Source organism: Nocardioides aestuarii (genome assembly GCF_039527245.1).
In the GTDB taxonomy this organism is placed as follows: domain Bacteria; phylum Actinomycetota; class Actinomycetes; order Propionibacteriales; family Nocardioidaceae; genus Nocardioides; species Nocardioides aestuarii.
This window is the reverse complement of sequence record NZ_BAAAJT010000003.1, coordinates 303,618-326,324: the sequence shown is the minus strand read 5'-3', so window position 1 is coordinate 326,324 and position 22,707 is coordinate 303,618. Positions and strand designations below refer to the sequence as shown.

Here is a 22,707-nt window from a genome sequence, read left to right as displayed (position 1 = left end):
AGACTGAGGCCTGTGTCCGCCTCCGCACCCGCCGTCGAGGTCGACGGCCTCGTGATGCGGTACGCCGACACCGTGGCCGTCGACGACCTGTCGCTCACGGTCGACCGCGGCACCATCACCGCGGTCCTCGGCCCCAACGGCGCCGGCAAGACGACCACCCTCGAGACCTGCGAGGGCTACCGCGCGCCGCAGCAGGGCACCGTGCGCGTGCTCGGCCTCGACCCCCGGCGCGACCGTCGCGACCTCCTCCCCCGCATCGGGGTGATGCTGCAGGACGGCGGTGCGTGGTCCGGCGTACGGGCGCGGGAGATGCTCGACCACGTCGCGCGGCTCCACGCCCACCCGCTCGACACCGCGGTCCTCGCCGACCGGCTCGGCCTCGACGAGTGCGGTCGCACCCCCTACCGCCGGCTCTCCGGCGGCCAGAAGCAGCGGCTCGGTCTCGCGATGGCGCTGGTCGGGCGACCCGAGCTGGTCTTCGTGGACGAGCCCACCGCGGGCATGGACCCGCAGGCGCGCCGTACGACGTGGGCCCTGCTCGAGGAGCTGCGGGCCGACGGGGTGACGGTCGTGCTCACGACCCACTACCTCGAGGAGGCCGAGCGGCTGGCCGACCGGGTGCACATCATCGACCGTGGCCGGCTGATCGCCAGCGGGACCCCGCTGGAGCTGACCCGCGGCGGCGAGGTCGCCACGATCCGGCTGGTCGTCACCAAGCCGTTCCCGCCCGGGGCACCCGAGTCGCTGCGAGCGCGCCTGGGCGAGAGGACCGAGGTCCAGCAGCTCGACGAGCTCAGCCTGCTCGTCACCGGACCCGCGGACTCGACCACGCTCGCGAAGGTCTCGGCGTGGTGCGAGGAGCACGACGTGCTGCCCGAGACGCTGTCGCTGGGCCAGCGCACCCTCGAGGACGTCTTCCTCCAGCTGACCGGACGGGAGCTGACCTCGTGACCGGCACCTTCACCCCCCGGCCGGGCGCGGCTCCGCTCCCACGGATGGTCCTCGCCCAGGCGGCGATGGAGTCGCGGCTCCTGGTCCGCAACGGCGAGCAGCTGCTGCTGGCGGTCGTGATCCCCGTCATCGTCCTCGTCGGCGGGGTCCTCGCGGCGCAGCGGGTCGGCCTCGAGCTGTCGGGGCGCCCCGTCGACGTCCTGACCCCGGGCGTGCTCGCCCTGGCTGTCATGTCCACGGCGTTCACCTCCCTGGCGATCGCGACCGGCTTCGAGCGCCGCTACGGCGTGCTGAAGCGACTCGGCACCTCGCCGCTCCCCCGCTCCGGTCTGCTGCTCGGCAAGATCGGCGCGCTGTTCCTCGTCGAGCTCGGCCAGCTGGTCGTGGTCGGCGGGGTCGCTCTCGCCCTCGGGTGGTCGCCGGACGTGGCCGTCGTCGGGCTCCTGTTCACGGTCCTGGCCGGGACCTTCGCCTTCGCCTCCCTCGGGCTCCTGGTCGCGGGCGTGCTGCGCGCGGAGGCGACGCTGGCCGCGGCCAACCTCGTCTACCTGCTGCTGCTCGCCGGCGGTGCCGTCGTGCTCCCCGCGTCGTCGTACGGCGCGTGGGGGTCGCTCGCCCAGTGGCTGCCGTCCGGGGCGCTCGGCGAGGCGATGCGGTCCGCCCTCGGCGACGGCTCGCTCCCCGTCCTGCCCCTGATTGTGCTGGCCGCCTGGGGCGTCGTCGGCACCGTCCTCACCGCGAGGAGCTTCCGGTGGGAGTGACCCGACCCCGCGCCCTGTGGCCGCTGGCCGTCGCGAACCTCGTCGCCAACATCGGCATCGTCGTGACCGGCGGCGCCGTGCGGCTGACCGGCTCCGGGCTCGGGTGCCCGACGTGGCCGCGCTGCACCGACCAGTCCTACGTGCCGCACGGCGAGCTCGGCGTCCACGGCGTGATCGAGTTCGGCAACCGCACGCTCACCTTCCTGCTCGCAGCGATCGCGATCGGCTGCTGGGTCGCCGCGCTGCTGGCGCGGCGCGCCGATCCCTCCGACTCGCGTCCGTTCTGGATGGCGACCGTCATCGCGCTCGGTGTGCCCGCCCAGGCGCTGATCGGCGGCGTCACCGTCCTCACCGACCTGAACCCGTGGGTGGTCTCGTTCCATCTGCTGGTGTCGATGGGCATCATCGGCGTCTGCGTGTGGCTGCTCGACGTGCTCCGCGGGCCCGCGCGCGACGGGTCCGCACCCGGCGTACGCCATCTCGCCGTGGCGCTCTACGCGGCCGGCTGGCTGGTCCTCTACCTCGGGACCGTCGTGACCGGCTCCGGCCCGCACGCCGGCGACGAGGACTCCCCGCGCAACGGCCTCGACCCGCTCCAGCTCAGCCAGCTCCACGCCGACGGGGTCTTCCTGTTCCTCGGGCTGATGGCGGGCCTCGCCCTGGTCACCACCGGCGCAGCACGCCGGGCCGCGGTCGCCCTGCTCCTCGTCTCGCTCGCGCAGGGCACGATCGGGTTCGTGCAGTACTTCACGGACCTGCCGATCGTCCTCGTCGGCTTCCACCTGCTCGGTGCGGCGCTCGTCGCGGCGACGATGACGTGGGCGCTGCTGGCCACGCGGCCCCGCTCGACGGGCTGACCCGGCGCGGCGACGGGGCTAGGGTCCCGGCATGGACATGATGCGGGGGACGCAGATCGCCGAGGCCGGCCTCACCGACTGGCGCAAGCTCGCCCAGGGGCTGCACGCCAGCTACCTGGTGCCCGACTTCGCCGCCGCCGTGCGGTTCCTGGCCGCCGTGGGCGCCGCGGGCGACGTGCGCGACCACCACCCACGGGTCTCGATCGGGCGGGGCCGGGTCGACCTCGAGCTGGTCAGCGACGACGCCGTCTACCGCGGCGACGACGGCACCGAGCTCGTCGTGGAGTGGGTGACCCAGCAGGACGTCGACCTCGCCCGGGAGGTCGCCGGCATCGCCGCCGATCTGGGGCTCACGGCCGATCCGTCGTCGGTGACGGAGGTCGAGCTCGGCCTCGACACCGGCCAGTCCGCCACCGTCGCACCGGTCTGGGCGGCACTGATGACCGGGAATCCCGAGGACCAGGGCCGCGGCACCCCGGGCGACGAGATCCGCGACGCCGCGGGGCGGTTGCCGAACCTCTGGTTCGCGGACGCCGACGACCCCGGCGGGACCCACCCCCGCTTCCACGTCGAGGTCTACGTGGCTCCCGAGGTGGTGGCCGACCGGGTCGCGGCGGTCGTGGCGGCCGGCGGCACCGTCGTCGACGACAGCGAGGCACCCGGCCTCACGGTGCTGGCCGACCAGGACGGCAACCGGGGCGTCCTGGTCGCCGACGTCTCCGCGACGCCGTCCGCCTGACCGCACCTGTCGGGAAATGGCGACAGCGGCCTGAGTCGGACCCCCGTGGCCGAATCAGCGCCGCTGTCACCCTGATAGACGCGCCTGTCGCCGGTTCGGTTGCCCCCCACCCGAAACTTTCTGGAACTTTTTTCCGGGCGGGTCGAGTCGCGGACTTGTGACTGCCGAGTCGCGGAACAGGTCCGCGACTCACCTGTCACAGACCCGCGACTCGACCTGTCAGCGGGTCAGGAGCGGGTCGAGGGCGACGGCGACGAAGAGGAGCGAGAGATAGAGGTTGCTGGAGTGGAACAGCCGCATCGGCTGGATCTTCGCGAGGTCCTCGGTGCCGCGCGTACGACGCCACATCCGGTGGGCCTCGAGGAGGAAGGCGGCGCCCAGGACGGCGGCGACGACGGGGTAGACGAGTCCGGTGCCGGCGACCGGCCAGAGCACCAGCGAGGTCGCGACCATCGCCCAGCTGTAGAGGACGATCTGCCGACCGACGTTCTCGGCACGGGCGACGACCGGCAGCATCGGGACGTCGACGTTGGCGTAGTCCTCGCGGTAGCGCAGTGCCAGCGCCCAGGTGTGGGGCGGGGTCCAGAAGAAGACGACGAGGAAGAGGACGACCGGCGGCCACGCCAGCTCGTTGGTCACCGCCGTCCAGCCGATCAGCGCGGGGAAACAGCCCGCGAGGCCGCCCCAGACGATGTTCTGGGTCGTGCGGCGCTTGAGCAGGACCGTGTAGACGACGAGGTAGAACGCCTCGGCGGCCAGGGCCAGCATCGCCGAGAGCGGGTTGACGAACGCCCACAGCACGACGGTCGCCAGGACGCCGAGCACGACGCCGAAGACCGTCGCCGAGACGGGCGAGACGATGTGGCGCGGCAGCGCCCGGCGCCGCGTGCGACGCATCTGCTCGTCGATGTCGCGGTCGTAGACGCAGTTGAGCGCCGACGCCGAGCCGGAGGAGAGCGTCCCGCCGACGACGGTCGCGACCACGAGCCACAGCTCGGGCACCCCGCGGGCCGCGAAGAACATCACCGGGACGGTCGTCAGCAGCAGCAGCTCGATGACGCGCGGCTTGGTGAGCCCGACGTAGGCCGCCACCACGTCCTTGACCGTCGCGCGACCCGGGTGCTCGGCCTGCGACGACGCAGACGCCGGGTGGCCGACGTATGTCACGGAAGTCCTCGGGAACGGGAGAGGTCTGGAGGTTGGTGCGGCTCGCAGTCTATCGCCACCGGTGAGTAGGCTCGAAGCCGAGGCACGACCACCGGCAGGACCCCGCACGACACCCGAGAGGAACCCTCGAAGCGACATGGTGAGCAAGCTCGACTGGACCGACCTCGACGACAAGGCCGTCGACACCGCGCGAGTGCTGGCGATGGACGCCGTGCAGAAGGTGGGCAACGGCCACCCCGGCACCGCGATGAGTCTCGCGCCGGCGGCCTACCTGCTCTTCCAGAAGGTGATGCGCCACGACCCGGCCGACCCCGACTGGATCGCCCGCGACCGCTTCGTGCTGTCGTGCGGCCACTCCAGCATCACGCTCTACACCCAGCTCTTCCTGGGCGGGTGGGGGCTCGAGCTGGAGGACCTCCAGGCGCTGCGCACCTGGGGCAGCAAGACCCCCGGTCATCCCGAGCACGGGCACACGGCGGGCGTCGAGACGACCACCGGCCCGCTCGGCCAGGGGGTGGCCAACGCCGTCGGCATGGCGATGGCCGGCCGCAAGCTGCGCGGGATGCTCGATCCCGACACGGCCGAGGGCGCCTCGCCGTTCGACAGCCACGTCTACTGCCTGGCCAGCGACGGTGACATCGAGGAGGGCGTCTCGGGCGAGGCGTCGTCCCTCGCCGGCACCCAGCGGCTGGGCAACCTCACGCTGATCTACGACGCCAACAAGATCTCGATCGAGGACCACACCGACATCGCCCTCTCCGAGGACGTGGCGAAGCGCTACGAGGCCTACGGCTGGCACGTCCAGACGGTCGACTGGACCAACGGCGGCGAGGACTACGTCGAGGACGTCCAGGAGCTCTGGCGCGCGATCCAGAAGGCGCGCGCGGTCACGGACCGGCCCAGCTTCATCCAGCTGCGGACGATCATCGCCTGGCCGGCGCCGAACGCCCAGAACACCGGCGCCGCCCACGGCTCGGCCCTCGGCGAGGACGAGGTGGCCGCCACCAAGAAGGTGCTCGGCTTCGACCCCGAGCAGACCTTCGAGATCCCGCCCGGGGTCCTGGAGCACACGCGGGCGCTGCGCGAGCGCGGCTCGCAGGCCGGCGACGAGTGGGACCAGGGCCTCAACGCCTGGCGCGAGGCCAACCCCGACAAGTTCGACCTGCTCATGCGGCTGCGCGGCCGCGCGCTGCCGGAGGGCTGGAACGACGACCTCCCCACCTGGGAGGCCGACGCCAAGGGCGTGGCCACCCGCAAGGCGTCCGGCGAGGTCATCAACGCGCTCGCGAAGAAGCTGCCGGAGCTGTGGGGCGGCTCCGCCGACCTGGCCGGCTCCAACAACACCACCATCGAGGACGCGCCGTCCTTCATCCCGGCGGATCGCTCGACCGACAAGTTCACCGGCGATCCCTACGCCGGACGGGTGCTCCACTTCGGCATCCGCGAGCACGCCATGGGCTCGATCATGAACGGCATCGCGCTCCACAGCGGCACCCGCGTCTTCGGCGGCACCTTCCTCACGTTCTCCGACTACATGCGCCCCGCCGTACGGCTCGCCTCGCTGATGCAGCTGCCGGTCACCTACGTGTGGACCCACGACTCCATCGGCCTCGGGGAGGACGGCCCGACCCACCAGCCGATCGAGCACCTCGCCGCGCTGCGTGCGATCCCGGGTCTCGACGTCATCCGACCCGCGGACGCCAACGAGACGGCCGCCGCGTGGCAGGTCGTGCTCGGCCACACCGATCGGCCCTCCGGTCTGGTGCTGACGCGGCAGAACGTGCCCGTCCTCCCGCGCGGCACCGACGGGTTCGCCGACACCAGCGACCCGCAGCTGGTCGGCAAGGGCGGCTACGTCCTCGTCGATGCCGAGGACGGTGCCCCCGAGGTGGTGCTCGTCGGCACGGGTTCCGAGGTCCAGCTCGCCGTGGCGGCGCGCGAGATGCTCGCGGAGCAGGGCATCAAGGCCCGCGTCGTCTCCATGCCGTGCCGCGAGTGGTTCGACGCCCAGGACGCGGCCTACCGCGAGGCCGTCATCCCCCCGACCGTGAAGGCCAGGGTCTCCGTCGAGGCCGGCATCGCGCAGGGCTGGCGGGAGGTCGTGGGCGACCACGGCCGGATCGTGTCCATCGAGCACTACGGCGCCTCGGCCGACTACGAGCGCATCTACCGCGAGTTCGGCGTGACCGCCCAGGCGGTCGTCGACGCGGCCCACGACAGCATCCAGGTGGCCGCCGGCTGAGACCCGGCCCCGGCCACCGACAGCGACCCACAGGAGGAACCACACATGTCCACCAACCCGCTGCAGCAGCTCACCGAGGCCGGCGTCTCGATCTGGCTCGACGACCTCTCCCGGGAACGGATCGAGACCGGCAACCTCGCCGACCTCGTCCAGGAGAAGTTCGTCGTCGGCGTGACGACCAACCCGGCGATCTTCCAGGCCGCGCTCGCCGACGGCGAGCGCTACGACCCCCAGGTGCGTGAGCTCGCCGCTGCCGGGGCCGACGTCGATGCCGCGACCCGGGCCATCACCACCGACGACGTCCGCGAGGCCTGCAAGGTCATGCGGCCGGTCTTCGACGCCACCAACGGCGTCGACGGCCGGGTGTCGATCGAGGTGTCCCCCGGGCTCGCCCACGACACCGACGGCACCGTGGCCGAGGCCGCCGACCTCTGGAAGACCGTGGCCGAGCCCAACCTGTTCATCAAGATCCCCGGCACCCCGGAGGGCTGGCCGGCGATCACCGAGACGCTGGCCAACGGCATGAGCGTCAACGTGACGCTGATCTTCGGGCTCGACCAGTACCGCTCGGTGATGGAGGCCTACGTCGACGGCCTGGAGCGGGCAGCCGAGAACGGCCACGACCTGTCGAGCATCCACTCCGTCGCCTCGTTCTTCGTCTCCCGCGTCGACAGCGAGATCGACAAGCGGCTCGAGGCCACCACCGAGGGCCCCGGCACCGACCCCGCCCTGCGCGGCAAGGCCGGCGTCGCCAACGCGCGCCTGGCCTTCCAGGCCTACGAGCAGTTCTTCGCCGGGGAGCGGTGGGAGGCGCTGGCCGCCCAGGGCGCCAACACCCAGCGACCGCTGTGGGCGTCGACCGGGGTCAAGAACCCCGACTACGACGACACGATGTACGTCGTCGACCTCGCGGTGGAGAACACGGTCAACACGATGCCCGAGAAGACCCTCGAGGCCGTCGCCGACCACGGTGTCGTCCGCGGCGACCGCGTCCGCCCGTTCTACGACGACGCGCAGGCCCACATGGAGGCGCTCGAGGAGGCAGGCGTCGACTACGACGACGTCATCGCCGTCCTGATCAAGGAGGGCGTCGACAAGTTCGTGGTCGCCTGGGACGAGCTCCAGTCCACGCTCTCGGAGTCGCTGGAGGCGGCCCGCTCATGACCCAGGGGCCGGTCGACGCCACCCGTACGGAGGCCTGGGCGCGGCTCGCGTCGCTGGCCGACGGCTTCACGCCGGACCTGCGCCGTGCGCTCGCCGACGACGAGTGGGTCGAGCGGTCGACCGTGGCGGCCGCCGACCTCCACGTCGACCTGTCGAAGAACCTCGTGACGCCGGAGATCTGGAAGGCGCTCCACGCACTGGTCGACGAGGTGGGGCTCGACGCCCGCCGTGAGGCGATGTTCCGCGGCGACCACATCAACGTCACCGAGGACCGGGCGGTGCTCCACACAGCCCTCCGGCTCCCGTCCGAGGCGGAGCTGGAGGTCGACGGCCAGGACGTCGTCGCCGACGTCCACGACGTCCTCCACCGGGTCTACGACTTCGCCGAGCAGGTGCGGTCGGGCGAGTGGACCGGTGTCACCGGCGAGCGGATCGCCACCGTCGTCAACATCGGCATCGGCGGCTCCGACCTCGGACCGGTGATGGCCTACGAGGCCCTCGCGCCCTACGTCCAGGACGGGCTCGAGTGCCGGTTCATCAGCAACATCGACCCCACGGACGCCGCCCAGACGCTCGCCGGCCTCGACCCGGCGACGACGCTGTTCATCGTCTCGAGCAAGACCTTCGGCACGCTCGAGACCCTCACCAACGCCCGGCTGTGCAAGGCGTGGCTGCTCGAGGGCCTGGCCGGGCACGACGACGGTGAGGCCGTGGCGCAGCACTTCGTGGCGGTCTCGACCGCGCTCGACAAGGTCGCCGACTTCGGCATCGACCCCGACAACGCCTTCGGGTTCTGGGACTGGGTGGGCGGCCGCTACTCGATGGACTCCGCGATCGGGACGTCGCTGGTCGTCGCGATCGGGCCCGACCGCTTCGCGGAGCTGCTCGAGGGCATGAACGCGATGGACGAGCACTTCCGCACCGCACCGACGGAGCACAACGTGCCGGTGCTGATGGGCCTGCTCAACGTCTGGTACACCAACTTCCTCGACGCCCAGACCCACGCCGTCCTGCCCTACGCCCAGCAGCTCCACCGGTTCCCGGCCTACCTCCAGCAGCTGACCATGGAGTCCAACGGCAAGGGCGTGCGCTGGGACGGCACCCCGGTCACCAGCGACACCGGTGAGGTCTTCTGGGGAGAGCCCGGCACCAACGGCCAGCACGCGTTCTACCAGCTGATCCACCAGGGCACGCGGCTCGTGCCGGCCGACTTCATCGCGGTCGCGCGGCCTGCCTACCCGCTCGTCGACGGCGAGGCCGACGTCCACGAGCTCTTCCTCGCGAACTTCTTCGCCCAGACCAAGGCGTTGGCGTTCGGCAAGACTGCCGACGAGGTGCGCTCCGAGGGCACCGCGGAGCACCTCGTCAGCGCGCGGGTCTTCACCGGCAACCGGCCGACCACCTCGATCATGGCGCCGGAGCTGACGCCGTCGGTGCTGGGTCAGCTCGTCGCGCTCTACGAGCACATCACGTTCGTGCAGGGCGTCGTGTGGGGCATCGACAGCTTCGACCAGTGGGGGGTCGAGCTCGGCAAGCAGCTCGCGCAGCAGGTCACCCCCGCGGTCGCCGGCGACGCCGAGGCGCTCGCCGACCAGGACGCCTCGACCCGTTCGCTCATCGACTACTACCGGAGGCACCGCACCCGATGACGAGCCCCAACCCCCTGCGGGACCCCGAGGACCGCCGCCTCCCTCGCATCGCCGGACCCAGCGGCCTCGTGCTCTTCGGCGTCACCGGCGACCTGGCGCGCAAGAAGGTGATGCCGGCGATCTACGACCTGGCCAACCGCGGCCTGCTGCCGCCGGGCTTCAGCCTCGTCGGCTTCGCGCGGCGCGACTGGGCCGACCAGGACTTCGCCCAGATCGTCCACGACGCGGTGAAGGAGCACGCGCGCACGGAGTTCCGCGAGGAGGTCTGGAAGCAGCTCGCGGAGGGCTTCCGGTTCGTCCCGGGTGACTTCTCCGACGACGCCGCCTTCGACCAGCTGCGCCGTACGATCGAGGAGCTCGACCAGGCCCGCGGCACGGCCGGCAACCACGCGTTCTACCTCTCGATCCCGCCCAAGTTCTTCGGCGACGTCGTCCAGCAGCTGGAGGAGCACGGTCTCTCCGAGGGCCGTGACGGCAGCTGGCGCCGCGTCGTCGTCGAGAAGCCGTTCGGCCACGACCTCGAGTCGGCGCGGGAGCTCAACGACGCGCTCAACAAGGTCTTCCCCAGTGGCTCGGTCTTCCGGATCGACCACTACCTCGGCAAGGAGACCGTCCAGAACATCCTCGCGCTGCGCTTCGCCAACGCGATGTTCGAGCCGATCTGGAACGCCAACTACGTCGACCACGTCCAGATCACGATGGCCGAGGACATCGGCATCGGCGGGCGCGCCGGCTACTACGACGGGATCGGCGCCGCTCGCGACGTCATCCAGAACCACCTGCTCCAGCTGATGGCGCTGGTCGCCATGGAGGAGCCGCCCGACTTCGAGGCCACGGCGCTGCGCATCGAGAAGCAGAAGCTCCTCGGCGCAGTGTCGCTGCCGCCCCGCCTCGACCTCACCACCGCGCGCGGCCAGTACGTCGAGGGCTGGTCCGGCGGCGTCAAGGTCGCCGGATTCCACGACGAGGAGGGCATCCCGAAGTCCTCGACGACCGAGACCTACGCCGCGATCACCCTCCACGTCGACAACCGTCGGTGGGCCGGCGTGCCGTTCTACCTGCGCCACGGCAAGCGGCTCGGGCGCCGCGTCACGGAGGTGGCGGTCGTCTTCAAGCGCGCACCCCACCTGCCGTTCCACGCCAGCGCGACCGAGGAGCTCACCCAGAACGCGCTGGTCATCCGCATCCAGCCCGACGAGGGACTGACGGTGCGGTTCGGGTCGAAGGTGCCGGGCACCTCGATGGAGATCCGCGACGTGACGATGGACTTCGCCTACGGCGGCTCCTTCACCGAGTCCTCCCCCGAGGCCTACGAGCGGCTGATCCTCGACGTGCTCCTCGGCGACCCGCCGCTCTTCCCCCGCCACGAGGAGGTGGAGCTGTCGTGGCAGATCCTCGACCCGATCCTCGACCACTGGGCGAGGCAGGACGCCCGGGGCAAGGCGAGACCGGACGACTACGAGGCAGGGACCTGGGGCCCCGCGTCGGCCGACGCGATGCTCGCCCGCGACGGCCGCACCTGGAGGCGACCCTGAGATGATCGAGCTCACCGACACGAACGCCGCGGAGATCGCAGCGCAGTTCACCCGGAGCCGGATCCGCGCCGGCAGCCCGGCGATGGGGATGGTCATGACCCTGGTCGTCGTGGTCGACGAGGACGACGCCCAGAACGCCATGGAGGCGGCGCGGGAGGCGTCCCACGAGCACCCGGCCCGCGTCCTCGGCGTCATCCACGGCGACGGACGCGGCGCCGCCCAGATCAACGCCCAGGTCGGCATCGGCCAGGGCTGGAGCGGCGAGACCGCCCTGATCCGGCTGAAGGGCGAGGTCGTCAAGCACGCCGCCTCGGTGGTGCTGCCGCTGCTGCTGCCCGACTCCCCCGTCGTCGTCTGGTGGCCGACCGACCACCCCGACGACCCGGCGGCCGACCCGCTCGGTGCGCTCGGGAAGCGACGGATCACCGACTCGGCCTTCGTCTCGCGCGGCAAGCTCAAGGCCCTGCGCGGCCAGTGCGAGACCTACGCCCCCGGCAACACCGACCTGGCGTGGACCCGGATCACCCCGTGGCGGGCGTTGCTCGCCGCCGCGCTCGACCAGCAGCCGCTCAAGGTCCGCAGCGTCCGGGTGACCGCCGAACGGATCAGCCCCAGCGCCGACCTGCTCCTCGCCTGGCTGGCCGACCGGCTCAAGGTCCCCGCCGAGCGCACCAACTCGCAGGGGCCGGGCATCACCGAGGTGGTGCTCGAGACCGCCGAGGGCGACATCCGGATCGCCCGCCCGGACGGACGGCTGGCGATGCTCTCCTCGCCCGACCGTCCCGACCGCCCGGTGGCCCTCAAGCGTCGGGAGCTGCCCGAGCTCCTCGCCGAGGAGCTGCGCTGGAGCGACGAGGACGACGTCTACGCCGCCACGGCCAAGCGGCTGCTGGCCCTGACCGGGGACCGCGCGTGAGCGCCGCCGACCAGGTCGAGGTCGAGGTCCACCCCGACGCCGCGACCCTGGCGACCTCGGTCGCGGGTGAGGTCGTGCGCCGGATCGAGGATGCCCAGGCCCGGGGCGAGGTGCCCCAGGTCGGGCTCACCGGCGGGTCGATCGCGGTGAGGATCCACGCCGAGATCGGGCGGATCGGGCCCGAGTCGGAGGTCGACTGGTCGCAGGTCGTCTTCTGGTGGGGCGACGAGCGCTACGTCGACCGTGACTCCGACGACCGCAACGCCCGGTCGGCGCGGTCCGGGTTCCTCGACGCGCTCGGGGTCGACCCCGCTCGCGTGCACGAGGCTCCCGCGCTCGACTCGGGGCTGTCGCTCGACGACGCCGCGGCGGCGTACGGGCAGGAGGTGCGCGAGCACGGCGCCGGCGCGTTCGAGGTGCTGATGCTCGGCGTGGGGCCCGATGGCCACGTCGCCTCCCTCTTCCCCGGTCATCCCGCGCTCGCCGTCGACGACGCCGTCGCCGTCGGGGTGCCCGACTCCCCCAAGCCGCCGCCGGGGCGGATCACCCTCACCTTTCCCGCGCTGCGCCGCAGCCGGGCGGTGTTCTTCGTCGTCAGCGGCGAGGAGAAGGCAGAGGCCGTCGCCCGCGCCCTCGCGCCTGACGGCACCGTCGAGGAGACTCCCGCCCGCGGGGTCGTCGATCCCGGCGCCGACTCCCCCACCCAGGCCATCTGGTTCCTCGACCGCCCCGCCGCCTCCCTCCTCTGACCCGTCATTCCAAGCCCCACCCAGGTGGCCGACCGGGCACTTCCACGCCCTTCGGACCGACTGACCGGGCACTCACAGGCCCCAGGAAGTGGCCTTCGGGTCGCCACTGACCGAGCCGTCGACGCGCGCGATCCATCGACGTCCGCATCCGCCGGGACGGGTCGGCGTACGGCGCGTAGAGGTCGTCACTCCAGAACTCGTCGACCAGCCAGCCCGCGTCGGTGAGCTCTGCCGTCCTCTCCTGGTCGGCCGCGCGTGTGGCACCCGAGTGGAAGGCTCGACCGCAGTACTCCGCGGCGTAGCGCAGCTCGCGGGAGCCGAGGTCGACACGGAAGCCCCCCACCCACACCTGGGGCTCGAGCTCGGGCAGTCCGGCGTCCAGGGCGTGCAGCCTGAGCGCTGACTCCGGGACCGACTCGGCTCGTGGGTCAGCGATCGGCAGCAGCGCTCGCAGCTGGACGATCCCTCGGTAGCCCCGGAAGCGGGGAAGCTCCGCATCGAGAGCGGCCCGTGGCACGCCATGGCGCAGGAAGGCATCGAGCGCCCCGATCGCGTCGTAGCGCCGCATCAGCCGGCCGAGGTCGAGGGTGGTCCTGACGGCTGTCGTCACGGGCACCCCGTCGACCTCGGTGAGGTCCGCGGCGACCAGGTGGCGGATACCGCTGCTCACGCCGGGGCGACGAACGCGCGACTCGTCCGCGCTGAAGACGTCGATGGGTACGGGCGCGTGGACTGCAGCACGAGGCAGCACGTCGACACCGTGGAGCCATGCGGCGGTCCGGTCGGTGACGACCGCACCCGACGCGAGCACCAGACGAAGCGCCCCTGCGCGAAGTGCGATCGTGTCAGGCACCTGGGTCGCGACGTAGGCGCCCCGCACCACCTCCCGCAGCAGTCCTCGGACCAACAGCGTGCGGACCTGCTTGGCACCGACGTCGAGAACACGCGCGGTCGCAGCGGTGAAGGGTGCGTCGAGCGGCAAGGGGCATCGCGCGTCGAGCAGGGCCAGTTCGGCGGGGAGCCACGAGGGAGCAGGCATGCGCCGAGCATCGTCGCCGCGCAACCCGCCTGGTGGCCGTCATCCACAGGTGGAGCGGTGATTGCCCGGTCGGCGTACCGCAAGGGCCACCAAGTGCCCGGTCAGCGACTGACAGGGGCCTGGGAATGACCGGTCAGAAGATGAGCTCGCCGGACTTGCGGCGGGAGCGGAGGAGCTCGAGGGCCTCGTCGAGGATGTCGGCGGCCTCGGTCTCGGAGCGGCGCTCCTTCACGTAGGCCAGGTGGGTCTTGTAGGGCTCGATCTTGGGCGCCGGCGGCGGGTTGTCGGAGTCCATGCTGGCCGGGAGGCCGCACTTGGGGCAGTCCCACGAGTCGGGGACGGTCGCCTCGACCGAGAAGGTCACCACGAAGCGGTGCTCGTGGGAGCAGTAGTAGGCGACGGCCTGGCGAGGCGCGGCCTCGCCGCGCTCGGCCTCGCCCATCGGTCCGGCGCCGACGCGGCTGCCGCGAATCGCGTTTCCACCCTGAGCCATGGTCGGTCCCTCTCTCAGCCCTGGTAGGCCAGCATCAGGCCGAGGGCCACGATGCAGGCGAACCAGATCGCGCCGATACCGATCGTGATGCGGTCGAGGTTCTTCTCCGCGATCGACGAGCCACCCAGCGAGCTGGACACCCCGCCTCCGAACATGTCGGAGAGACCGCCACCGCGACCCTTGTGCAGGAGCACGAGCATGATGAGCAGCAGGCTCGTGATGACGAGCAGGATGGTGAAGAGCAGTTCCACGGTCGTAGAGCCTACGTCACACTCCGCCGCTCAGAGCAGCGGCATGTCGTAGAACCGGCAGATACCGCTGAACTCGTCGGCCTGGAGGCTCGCGCCCCCCACGAGGCAGCCGTCGACGTCGCCCTTGTCCATGATCCCGGCGACGTTCGCTGCCTTCACCGAACCGCCGTAGAGGACGCGGAGCCCGTCGGCCGCGGCGTCGCCGTGGACCTCCCGGACCCGCTCGCGGATCGCGGCGCAGACCTCCTGGGCGTCGTCGGGGGTGGCGACCTCGCCGGTGCCGATCGCCCAGACCGGCTCGTAGGCGACGACCAGGCCCGCGACCTGCTCGGCGCTGAACCCGGCCAGCGACCCGTCGACCTGGGCCAGGGTGTGGGCGACCTGCTCGCCGGCCTGCCGCACCTCGAGGCCCTCACCGACGCACACGATCGGGGTCATGCCGGCCGCGAGGGCCTTGTGGGCCTTGGCGTTGACGACCTCGTCGGTCTCGGCGTGGCAGTCGCGCCGCTCGGAGTGGCCGACGACGACGTAGGAGCAGCCGAGCTTGGACAGCATCGCGGCGGAGATCTCGCCGGTGTAGGCGCCGGAGTCCTGGGTCGAGACGTCCTGGGCGCCGTACTTCACCAGCAGCTGGTCGCCGTCGACGAGGGTCTGGACCGACCGGAGGTCGGTGAACGGCGGCACGACGACGACCTCGACCTGGCCGTAGTCGTGCTTCTTGTCCGACAGCGTCCACGCGAGCTTCTGGACCAGCACCACCGCCTCCTGGTGGTTGAGGTTCATCTTCCAGTTGCCCGCCATCAGGGGCGTGCGGGAGTCGGTCACAGCGGGTTCCTGTCTGGGTTTCGGTCGAGCACGGCGATGCCGGGGAGCTCCTTGCCCTCGAGGTACTCGAGGCTGGCGCCACCGCCGGTGGAGATGTGGCCGAACGCGGCCTCGTCGAAGCCGAGCGTCCGCACGGCCGCGGCGGAGTCGCCGCCGCCGACCACGGAGAGCCCGTCGACCTCGGTGAGCGCCTGGGCGACGGCCCGGGTGCCCTCGGCGAAGGCGGCGGTCTCGAAGACGCCCATGGGGCCGTTCCAGAACACCGTCCGGGCACCGCGGACCTTCTCGGCGAAGGCCGCGGCCGAGTCGGGGCCGATGTCGAGACCGAGCGCGTCGGCCGGGATGGCGTCAGCGGCCACCACCTGTGGCTGCGGCTCGCGGTCGCCGCCCGGGAAGGCGGTGTCGACCACGATGTCGGTCGGCAGCACGATCTCGACGCCGGTCTCGTCGGCGCGCCGGAGGTAGTCGCGGCAGGTCTGGAGCTGGTCGTCCTCGAGCAGGCTCTTGCCGACCTCGTGGCCCTGGGCCTTGAGGAAGGTGAAGACCATGCCGCCACCGATGAGCAGCGCATCCGCCTTGGAGAGCAGGTTGTCGATGACCCCGAGCTTGTCGGACACCTTCGACCCCCCGAGCACGACGACGTAGGGCCGCTCCGGCTCCTCGGTCAGCCGCTGGAGGACGTCGACCTCGGCCGCGACCAGCCCGCCCATCGCGGACGGCAGCTGCAGCGCGACGTCGTAGACCGACGCCTGCTTGCGGTGGACCACGCCGAAGCCGTCGCTGACGAAGGCGTCGGCCAGCTTGGCGAGCTCGCTGGCGAAGGCCGAGCGGATCTCGTCCTCCTTGGCGGTCTCACCGGCGTTGAACCGCACGTTCTCGAGGACGGCGACCTGCCCGTCCTCGAGGCCCGCGACCGTCTCCGTCGCGCTCGGACCGACGGTGTCGGTCGCGAACGCCACCTCGGCACCGAGCAGCTCGCCGAGGCGGGCGGCCACCGGCGCCAGGGAGTACGCCGGGTCGGGCTCTCCCTTCGGCCGGCCCAGGTGGGCGGTGACGACCACCCGGGCGCCGGCCTCGGACAGGGCGCGGATCGTCGGGACGCTGGCGCGCACGCGCCCGTCGTCGGTGATCCTTGCCCCGTCGAGCGGGACGTTGAGGTCGGACCGGACCAGGACGCGCTTGCCGCGCAGGTCGCCGAGCGACTCGATGGTGCTCACGTCAGAGCGAGGCGCCGACGTGGGTGATCAGGTCGGCGAGGCGGTTGGAGTAGCCCCACTCGTTGTCGTACCAGCCGAGCACCTTGACCTGGTTGCCGATGACCTTGGTCAGCGGCGCGTCGAAGATGCAGGACGCCGGGTCGGTGACGATGTCGGTGGAGACGATCGGGTCGGTGGAGTACTTCAGGAACCGGCCGTCGGCCGCCGCCTTGACGATCTCGTTGACCTCCTCGACGGAGGTCTCGCGGCTCGCCTCGAAGGTGAGGTCGGTGGCGGAGCCGGTCGGGACCGGCACGCGCATGGCGTAGCCGTCGAGCTTGCCCTTGAGCTCCGGCAGCACCAGCCCGATCGCCTTCGCAGCGCCGGTGGAGGTCGGCACCATGTTGAGGGCGGCGGCGCGGGCGCGGCGCGGGTCCTTGTGGATGTTGTCCTGGAGGTTCTGGTCGGCCGTGTAGGCGTGGATGGTCGTCATCAGGCCCTGGGTGATGCCGAGGCCGTCGTTGAGGGCCTTCGCCATGGGCGCCAGGCAGTTGGTCGTGCACGACGCGTTGGAGATGACGGTGTGGGACGCGGAGTCGTAGAGCTCGTGGTTGACGCCCATCACGATGGTGATGTCCTCGTTGGAGGCGGGCGCGGAGATGATGACCTTCTTCGCGCCGGCGTCGACGTGGGCCTTCGCCTTCGTCGCGTCGGTGAAGAAGCCGGTCGACTCGACCACGACGTCGACGCCGAGGTCACCCCAGGACAGGTTGGCCGGGTCGCGCTCGGCGGAGACGGCGATCTCGGTGCCGCCGACGACGATCGAGGTGTCGGTGCTCGACACGTCGGCGTCGAGGCGACCCAGGATCGAGTCGTACTTGAGCAGGTGCGCGAGCGAGGCGTTGTCGGTCAGGTCGTTGACGCCGACGATCTCGATGTCGGCACCGGACGCCCTGACGGCGCGGAAGAAGTTGCGGCCGATGCGGCCGAAGCCGTTGATGCCTACGCGGACGGTCACAGCAGGACTCCTGAGTGGGACGGGTACGGACAGCAGGGCAAGACGTCTCGACCCTATCGCCACGTGGCAGGGCTCACGAGCGCCGGTTCCGCGTACGGACGGGTAACCCCGGCCGAGGGTCGGTCCGGAGTCGGCTCAGGCCTCTTCGGCGAGCATCTCCGGCGTCAGCGAGGCCTCGGTGTCGGGGATCCCCAGCTCCTCGGCGCGCTTGTCCGCCATAGCCAGGAGCCGTCGGATCCGGCCCGCGATCGCGTCCTTGGTGAGCACGGGGTCGTGGAGCTGGCCGAGCTCCTCGAGCGAGGCCTGCTTGTGCTCGAGCCGCAGGTGGCCGGCGAGCTTGAGGTGGTCGGGGACCTCGTCCGCGAGGATCTCGAGCGCGCGCTCGACGCGGGCGCCGGCGGCGACGGCCGCGCGGGCCGAGCGACGGAGGTTGGCGTCGTCGAAGTTGGCGAGCCGATTGGCCGTGGCGCGCACCTCGCGCCGCATCCGCCGCTCCTCCCACGCCATCAGCGACTCGTGGGCGCCGAGGCGGGTCAGCAGGGCGCCGATGGCGTCGCCGTCGCGGATCACGACCCGGTCGACGCCCCGCACCTCGCGTGCCTTGGCGGGGATGCCGCCCAGGCGCCGGGCCACGCCGACGAGGGCGAGGGCGGCCTCGGGGCCGGGGCAGGTGACCTCGAGCGAGGACGACCGTCCGGGCTCGGTCAGCGAGCCGTGGGCCAGGAACGCGCCGCGCCAGGCGGCGACGGCGTCACAGCTGCCCCCGGAGACGACCGCTGGCGGCAGGCCGCGGACCGGGCGGCCGCGCTGGTCGAGGAGGCCGGTCTGGCGGGCCAGGGCCTCGCCGTCCTTGACGATCCGGACGAGGTAGCGGCTGCCCTTGCGGATGCCGTTGCCCTGCACCATCACGACGTCGGAGTGGTGGCCGTAGACCTCGGCGATGTCCTTGCGCAGGCGCCGTGCGGCCGCTCCGGTGTCGAGCTCGGCCTCGACGACGATGCGGCCACTGACGATGTGGAGACCGCCGGCGAACCGGAGCATCGAGGCCACCTCGGCCTTGCGGCAGCAGGTCTTGGTGATCGGGGTGCTGGCCAGCTCCGCCTTGACCTGTGCCGTCATCGCCATGGGGCAGAGTCTCGCACGCGCGTCAACAACCCTCGACGGCCGCTCCGGGCGTCAGGAGCCCCTGTCAGGCCTCGAAGATCTCGCGGTAGGCGGCGGCCAGGAGGGCGTGGTCGTGGCGGGGTGTGACACGGCCCTCGTCGTCGCGCTCGGCGAGGTCGGCGAGGACCAGTTCTCCCCCGGCGGAGCCGACCGCGGCCCGCAGTGTCTCGACGTCGGTGACCGTCGAGCGCTCGGCCAGGACGGTGTGGATGGCGAGGTCGGGCGCGTGCTCCAGCAGTGCCCCGAGGTGGTCCTCGGGGCCGTAGCCCCCGGTCTCGCCGTCCTGCGGCTCGAGGTTGAGCACCACGACCAGCCGGGCGTCGGTGCGCTCGAGGGCGTCGCGGAGCGCCGGGATGAGCAGGTGGGGGATCACCGAGCTGAACCAGGACCCGGGGCCGAGGACCACCCAGTCGGCGTCGAGGATCGCCGCCACCGCCTCCGGGCACACCGTCGGGTCGGGCGGGTCGAGCGCGACCGAGACGATCTCTCCCCCGGTCGTGGCGACCTCGACCTGGCCGCGGACGGTCGAGGTCGCCGTGGGGTCGGCCGCGTGGGTGCCGCGCACCCGCGCGGTGATGTCGAGCGGGGTGAGGGCCATGGGGAGCACCCGGCCATGGGCACCGAGCAGCCGGCCGACCCAGTCGAGTGCCTCGACGTGGTCGCCGAGACGCTCCCACAGGCCGACGATCAGCAGGTTGCCGATCACGTGGCCGTTCATCTCCCCCTCGCCGGCGAACCGGTGCTGGACGACGTCGGCCCAGGTCCGTCCCCAGTCGTCGGCGCCGCAGAGAGCCGCGAGCGCCATCCGGAGGTCGCCCGGAGGCAGGACACCGAACTCGCCGCGCAGACGGCCGGAGGAGCCACCGTTGTCGGCGACCGTGACGACCGCCGTCACCTGGTCGAGCGTCAGGTCGTCGTGGAGCTGGCGCAGGGCGCTCAGCGAGGCGTGGAGGCCGTGGCCGCCCCCGAGGGCCACCGCCGACTGTGCGGTCGGCCGCACGTCACTCCCGCCCGAGGTCGCGGTGGCGCGCGCGTACGTCGTAGCCCTGGGCCGAGAGCCGCGCGGTGATCTCCTCGGTCATCGCCACGCTGCGGTGCTTGCCACCGGTGCAGCCGATGGCCACCGTCATGAAGCGCTTGCCCTCGCGCAGGTAGCCCTCCGCGACCCCGGCCAGCACCGGCAGGTATCCCGAGAGGAACTCCTCGGCCCCCGGTCGCGCCTTGACGTAGTCGGCGACCTCGCCGTCACGCCCCGTGAGCTGGCGCAGCTCGGGGACCCAGAACGGGTTGGGCAGGAAGCGCATGTCGGCCACGAAGTCGGCGTCGACCGGGATGCCGTACTTGAACCCGAAGCTGGTGACCGTCACCTTCAGGCGGGTCGTCTCGGGGGTGCCGAACGCCAGCCGGATCCGGTCGGTGAGCTGGTGGACGTTGAGGCTGGTCGTGTCGATGACCAGGTCGGCGTTGCTGCGGACGTCGCCCAGCACGACCCGTTCCCGCTGGAGCCCGTCGAGCAGGCGGCCGGTGCCCTGGAGCGGGTGGGGACGCCGCGCGGCCTCCTGGCGGCGGACGAGCACGTCGTCGGTCGCCTCGAGGAACAGCAGGGTCGCCTTGCGCCCGGTCGCCCCCTGGGCGAGGTTGGCCGTCAGCGACTGGAAGAACGACCCGGACCGCACGTCGACGACGACGGCGATGGCCTGGTGGACACCGCGGTTCTCGTCGACGAGGCGGACGACGTCGCGCAGCAGCGACGGCGGCAGGTTGTCGACGACGTAGTAGCCGAGGTCCTCGAGCTCCTTGGCCGCGGTCGACCGGCCGGCCCCGGTCATGCCGGTGACGACGACGAGCTCGCCGGTGGCCGGCGGCGCCTCGGGGTCGGGCACGTCGGTCATTCAGGACTCCTCGATCTCGCCGGTGGCGGTGTTGACCTGCACAGTCTTGCGGTCGTCGGAGGACACCGCATCCTTGATGGCCGTGGCGGTGCGCTCGCCGATGCCGGGAACGGTCGCGATCTCCTCGACGCTGGCCGCACGCAGCTTGCGGAGCGACCCGAAGTGCTTGACCAGGGTCTTGCGTCGCACCTCCCCCAGCCCCGGCACGTCGTCGAGGAGGCTCTCGACCATGGACTTCGAGCGGCGGTTGCGGTGGTGGGTGATGGCGAACCGGTGGGCCTCGTCGCGCACCCGCTGGAGGAGGTAGAGGCCCTCACTGGTGCGGGGGAAGATCACGGGGTCCTCCTCGTCGGGGACCCAGACCTCCTCGAGCCGCTTCGCGAGACCGCACACCGGGATGTCGTGGAGGCCGAGGTCGGCCAGCGCGGCACGGGCGGCCGCCACCTGGGGTGGGCCACCGTCCACCACGACCAGTCCCGGGGCGTAGGCGAACTTGCGCGGCCTCCCGGTCTCGGGGTCGACCAGCATCGGACCCGACTCCGTGACCACCTGCTCGGACCGCCCCTGCTCGTCGAGCAACCGCTTGAACCTCCGGGTGATCACCTCGTGCATCGACGCCACGTCGTTCTGACCGTCGACCGACCTGATGACGAAGCGCCGGTACTCCGACTTGCGGGCCAGCCCGTCCTCGAAGACCACCATCGACGCGACGACCTCGGTGCCCTGCAGGTTGGAGATGTCGTAGCACTCGATGCGCAGCGGTACGTCGGGCAGCCCCAGCGTCTCCTGGATCTCCTCCAGCGCCCGGTTGCGCGTCGTGAGGTCGCTGGCCCGCTTGGTCTTGTGGAGGGCCAGCGCCTCGGTGGCGTTGCGCGCGACGGTCTCCTGGAGCGAGCGCTTGTCACCGCGCTGGGGCACGCGGATCGAGACCTTGCGGCCGCGCAGCTCCTCGAGGAGGGCCTCCAGGACCTCGGCGTCGGGCGGCAGCGCCGGAACCAGCACCTCGCGCGGCACCAGGTCGGGGTCGTCCTCGGCGGGGCCGTAGAGCTGGAGCAGGAAGTCCTGGACCAGGTCGCCCGTGTCGCCCTCGTCGACGCGATCGGCCACCCAGCCGCGCTGACCACGGATCCGGCCGCCGCGGACGTGGAAGATCTGGACCGCGACCTCCAGCGGGTCCTCCGCCAGGGCGATCACGTCGGCGTCGGTGCCGTCACCGAGGACCACGGCTTGCTTCTCGAGCGCCTTCTCGAGCGCACCCAGGTCGTCGCGCAGCCGGGCGGCGCGCTCGAACTCCTCGGCCGCGCTGGCGGCGTACATCTCGTCCTTGACGCGCTTGACGAACGCGGTGGTGCGACCGGCCATGAAGTCGCAGAAGTCGTCGACGATCTCGCGGTGCTGGTCCGCACTGACCTCACCGACGCAGGGCGCCGAGCACTTGCCGATGTAGCCGAGCAGGCAGGGCCGACCGATCTGGCCGTGCCGCTTGAAGACCCCGTTGCTGCACGAGCGCATCGGGAAGACGCGCAGCAGCAGGTCGACGGTCTCGCGGATCGCCCAGGCGTGGGAGTAGGGACCGAAGTAGCGGGTGCCCTTCTTCTTCGCGCCGCGGCCCACCATGACCCTCGGGAACTCCTCCCCGAGCGTCACCGCGAGCCAGGGGTAGGACTTGTCGTCGCGGTACTTCACGTTGAAGCGCGGGTCGAACTCCTTGATCCAGGAGTACTCCAGCTGGAGCGCCTCGACCTCGGTGGCGACCACCGTCCACTCCACCGAGGCGCCGGTGGTGACCATGGTGGCGGTCCGTGGGTGGAGGTTGGCGACGTCCTGGAAGTAGGAGGACAGCCGGGCCCGCAGGTTCTTGGCCTTGCCGACGTAGATCACCCGCCCGGTCCGGTCGCGGAACCGGTAGACGCCCGGCTGGGTCGGGATCGACCCGGACTTCGGGCGGTAGGACGCGGGACTGGCCACGTCTCCACCCTACGGGCGGGCGCCGACACCGGACGCCTCGGTCGTCGTGTCAACCATCCCCAATCTAAACGTTGTGTTGAGGTTTTTGTGCAGATATGGTGATCGGCATCACGTCCACCCACGAAGGAGAC

21 protein-coding genes are annotated in these 22,707 nt (G+C 71.7%); 10 read left to right on the top strand and 11 right to left on the bottom strand.

Translation table 11 applies throughout. From position 1 onward, the window contains the following. Positions 1-12: 12 nt before the first annotated feature. From ABD091_RS19130 to ABD091_RS19115, 4 genes are read left to right on the top strand one after another with little or no spacing between them, the layout of a single operon-like run. On the top strand, positions 13-951 hold the full coding sequence (locus ABD091_RS19130) for an ABC transporter ATP-binding protein (protein WP_343921629.1): 939 nt from the start codon (positions 13-15) through the stop codon (positions 949-951). Then, complete coding sequence (locus ABD091_RS19125; RefSeq protein ID WP_343921628.1) at positions 948-1,712, top strand: ABC transporter permease; 765 nt, start codon at positions 948-950, stop codon at positions 1,710-1,712. The genes ABD091_RS19130 and ABD091_RS19125 overlap by 4 nt, the downstream gene beginning before the upstream one ends. Continuing rightward, positions 1,703-2,569, top strand: coding sequence for a COX15/CtaA family protein (locus ABD091_RS19120; RefSeq protein WP_343921626.1), 867 nt, complete (start codon positions 1,703-1,705; stop codon positions 2,567-2,569). Before ABD091_RS19125 ends, ABD091_RS19120 begins: the two co-directional genes overlap by 10 nt. Positions 2,570-2,600: 31 nt before the next feature. Further along, a complete protein-coding gene (locus tag ABD091_RS19115) occupies positions 2,601-3,308 on the top strand; it encodes a 4a-hydroxytetrahydrobiopterin dehydratase (RefSeq protein WP_343921624.1) in 708 nt (235 codons plus the stop codon). Between the two features lie 219 nt (positions 3,309-3,527). On the opposite strand, the gene ABD091_RS19110 is transcribed toward ABD091_RS19115, so the two are convergent. Next, positions 3,528-4,475 (bottom strand): heme o synthase, encoded by a 948-nt coding sequence (locus ABD091_RS19110; protein ID WP_343921622.1) that lies wholly within the window; start codon positions 4,473-4,475, stop codon positions 3,528-3,530. Positions 4,476-4,611: 136 nt separating this feature from the next. On the opposite strand from ABD091_RS19110, the gene tkt reads away from it, so the two are divergent. From tkt to pgl, 6 genes are read left to right on the top strand one after another with little or no spacing between them, the layout of a single operon-like run. Then, positions 4,612-6,717: a transketolase gene (gene tkt, locus ABD091_RS19105; RefSeq protein WP_343921620.1), complete on the top strand. Its 2,106-nt coding sequence runs from the start codon at positions 4,612-4,614 to the stop codon at positions 6,715-6,717. 45 nt (positions 6,718-6,762) lie between these two features. After that, entirely contained in the window at positions 6,763-7,881 is a 1,119-nt protein-coding gene (tal, locus tag ABD091_RS19100; RefSeq protein WP_343921618.1) for a transaldolase, read from the top strand. Then, positions 7,878-9,530, top strand: coding sequence for a glucose-6-phosphate isomerase (gene pgi, locus ABD091_RS19095; RefSeq protein WP_343921616.1), 1,653 nt, complete (start codon positions 7,878-7,880; stop codon positions 9,528-9,530). Before tal ends, pgi begins: the two co-directional genes overlap by 4 nt. Further along, positions 9,527-11,065, top strand: coding sequence for a glucose-6-phosphate dehydrogenase (gene zwf / locus ABD091_RS19090; protein ID WP_343921614.1), 1,539 nt, complete (start codon positions 9,527-9,529; stop codon positions 11,063-11,065). Before pgi ends, zwf begins: the two co-directional genes overlap by 4 nt. A gap of 1 nt (position 11,066) precedes the next feature. Beyond that, the gene (locus ABD091_RS19085) at positions 11,067-11,981 is read left to right on the top strand and encodes a glucose-6-phosphate dehydrogenase assembly protein OpcA (RefSeq protein WP_343921612.1); all 915 of its coding nucleotides are present in this window, start codon (positions 11,067-11,069) and stop codon (positions 11,979-11,981) included. Next, positions 11,978-12,730, top strand: a complete 753-nt coding sequence (gene pgl / locus ABD091_RS19080; RefSeq protein WP_343921610.1) for a 6-phosphogluconolactonase — start codon at positions 11,978-11,980, stop codon at positions 12,728-12,730. The genes ABD091_RS19085 and pgl overlap by 4 nt, the downstream gene beginning before the upstream one ends. Positions 12,731-12,734: 4 nt before the next feature. Here the strand turns inward: pgl and ABD091_RS19075 are convergent, their stop codons facing one another. The 10 genes from ABD091_RS19075 to uvrC all read right to left on the bottom strand — a co-directional run bounded on the left by ABD091_RS19075 (position 12,735) and on the right by uvrC (position 22,576). Continuing rightward, the gene (locus ABD091_RS19075) at positions 12,735-13,769 is read right to left on the bottom strand and encodes an endonuclease domain-containing protein (protein WP_343921608.1); all 1,035 of its coding nucleotides are present in this window, start codon (positions 13,767-13,769) and stop codon (positions 12,735-12,737) included. A 133-nt stretch (positions 13,770-13,902) separates the two neighbouring features. Next, on the bottom strand, positions 13,903-14,262 hold the full coding sequence (locus tag ABD091_RS19070) for an RNA polymerase-binding protein RbpA (RefSeq protein ID WP_343921606.1): 360 nt from the start codon (positions 14,260-14,262) through the stop codon (positions 13,903-13,905). 14 nt (positions 14,263-14,276) lie between these two features. Further along, positions 14,277-14,513, bottom strand: a complete 237-nt coding sequence (secG, locus tag ABD091_RS19065; RefSeq protein ID WP_343921604.1) for a preprotein translocase subunit SecG — start codon at positions 14,511-14,513, stop codon at positions 14,277-14,279. Positions 14,514-14,543: 30 nt separating this feature from the next. Next, positions 14,544-15,314, bottom strand: coding sequence for a triose-phosphate isomerase (tpiA, locus tag ABD091_RS19060; protein WP_343921842.1), 771 nt, complete (start codon positions 15,312-15,314; stop codon positions 14,544-14,546). 20 nt (positions 15,315-15,334) lie between these two features. After that, entirely contained in the window at positions 15,335-16,555 is a 1,221-nt protein-coding gene (locus tag ABD091_RS19055; protein WP_343921602.1) for a phosphoglycerate kinase, read from the bottom strand. 1 nt (position 16,556) lies between these two features. Then, positions 16,557-17,552 (bottom strand): type I glyceraldehyde-3-phosphate dehydrogenase, encoded by a 996-nt coding sequence (gap, locus tag ABD091_RS19050; protein ID WP_343921600.1) that lies wholly within the window; start codon positions 17,550-17,552, stop codon positions 16,557-16,559. Positions 17,553-17,687: 135 nt separating this feature from the next. Next, positions 17,688-18,677 (bottom strand): DNA-binding protein WhiA, encoded by a 990-nt coding sequence (gene whiA / locus ABD091_RS19045; RefSeq protein WP_343921598.1) that lies wholly within the window; start codon positions 18,675-18,677, stop codon positions 17,688-17,690. A gap of 64 nt (positions 18,678-18,741) precedes the next feature. After that, entirely contained in the window at positions 18,742-19,716 is a 975-nt protein-coding gene (locus ABD091_RS19040) for a gluconeogenesis factor YvcK family protein (protein ID WP_343921596.1), read from the bottom strand. Between the two features lies 1 nt (position 19,717). After that, complete coding sequence (rapZ, locus tag ABD091_RS19035) at positions 19,718-20,608, bottom strand: RNase adapter RapZ (protein WP_343921594.1); 891 nt, start codon at positions 20,606-20,608, stop codon at positions 19,718-19,720. Further along, positions 20,609-22,576 carry an excinuclease ABC subunit UvrC gene (uvrC, locus tag ABD091_RS19030; RefSeq protein ID WP_343921592.1) on the bottom strand — a complete coding sequence of 656 codons (1,968 nt, stop codon included), beginning with the start codon at positions 22,574-22,576 and terminating at the stop codon, positions 20,609-20,611. Positions 22,577-22,707 lie beyond the last annotated feature (131 nt).

Coding starts and splice junctions, on each gene's coding strand:
- whiA (WP_343921598.1), bottom strand. CDS start 18,677: ATGGCGATGACGGCACAGGTCAAGGCGGAGCTGGCCAGCACCCCGATC.
- ABD091_RS19085 (WP_343921612.1), top strand. CDS start 11,067: ATGATCGAGCTCACCGACACGAACGCCGCGGAGATCGCAGCGCAGTTC.
- ABD091_RS19075 (WP_343921608.1), bottom strand. CDS start 13,769: ATGCCTGCTCCCTCGTGGCTCCCCGCCGAACTGGCCCTGCTCGACGCG.
- zwf (WP_343921614.1), top strand. CDS start 9,527: ATGACGAGCCCCAACCCCCTGCGGGACCCCGAGGACCGCCGCCTCCCT.
- rapZ (WP_343921594.1), bottom strand. CDS start 20,608: ATGACCGACGTGCCCGACCCCGAGGCGCCGCCGGCCACCGGCGAGCTC.
- tpiA (WP_343921842.1), bottom strand. CDS start 15,314: ATGGCGGGCAACTGGAAGATGAACCTCAACCACCAGGAGGCGGTGGTG.
- pgi (WP_343921616.1), top strand. CDS start 7,878: ATGACCCAGGGGCCGGTCGACGCCACCCGTACGGAGGCCTGGGCGCGG.
- tkt (WP_343921620.1), top strand. CDS start 4,612: ATGGTGAGCAAGCTCGACTGGACCGACCTCGACGACAAGGCCGTCGAC.
- ABD091_RS19070 (WP_343921606.1), bottom strand. CDS start 14,262: ATGGCTCAGGGTGGAAACGCGATTCGCGGCAGCCGCGTCGGCGCCGGA.
- tal (WP_343921618.1), top strand. CDS start 6,763: ATGTCCACCAACCCGCTGCAGCAGCTCACCGAGGCCGGCGTCTCGATC.
- ABD091_RS19115 (WP_343921624.1), top strand. CDS start 2,601: ATGGACATGATGCGGGGGACGCAGATCGCCGAGGCCGGCCTCACCGAC.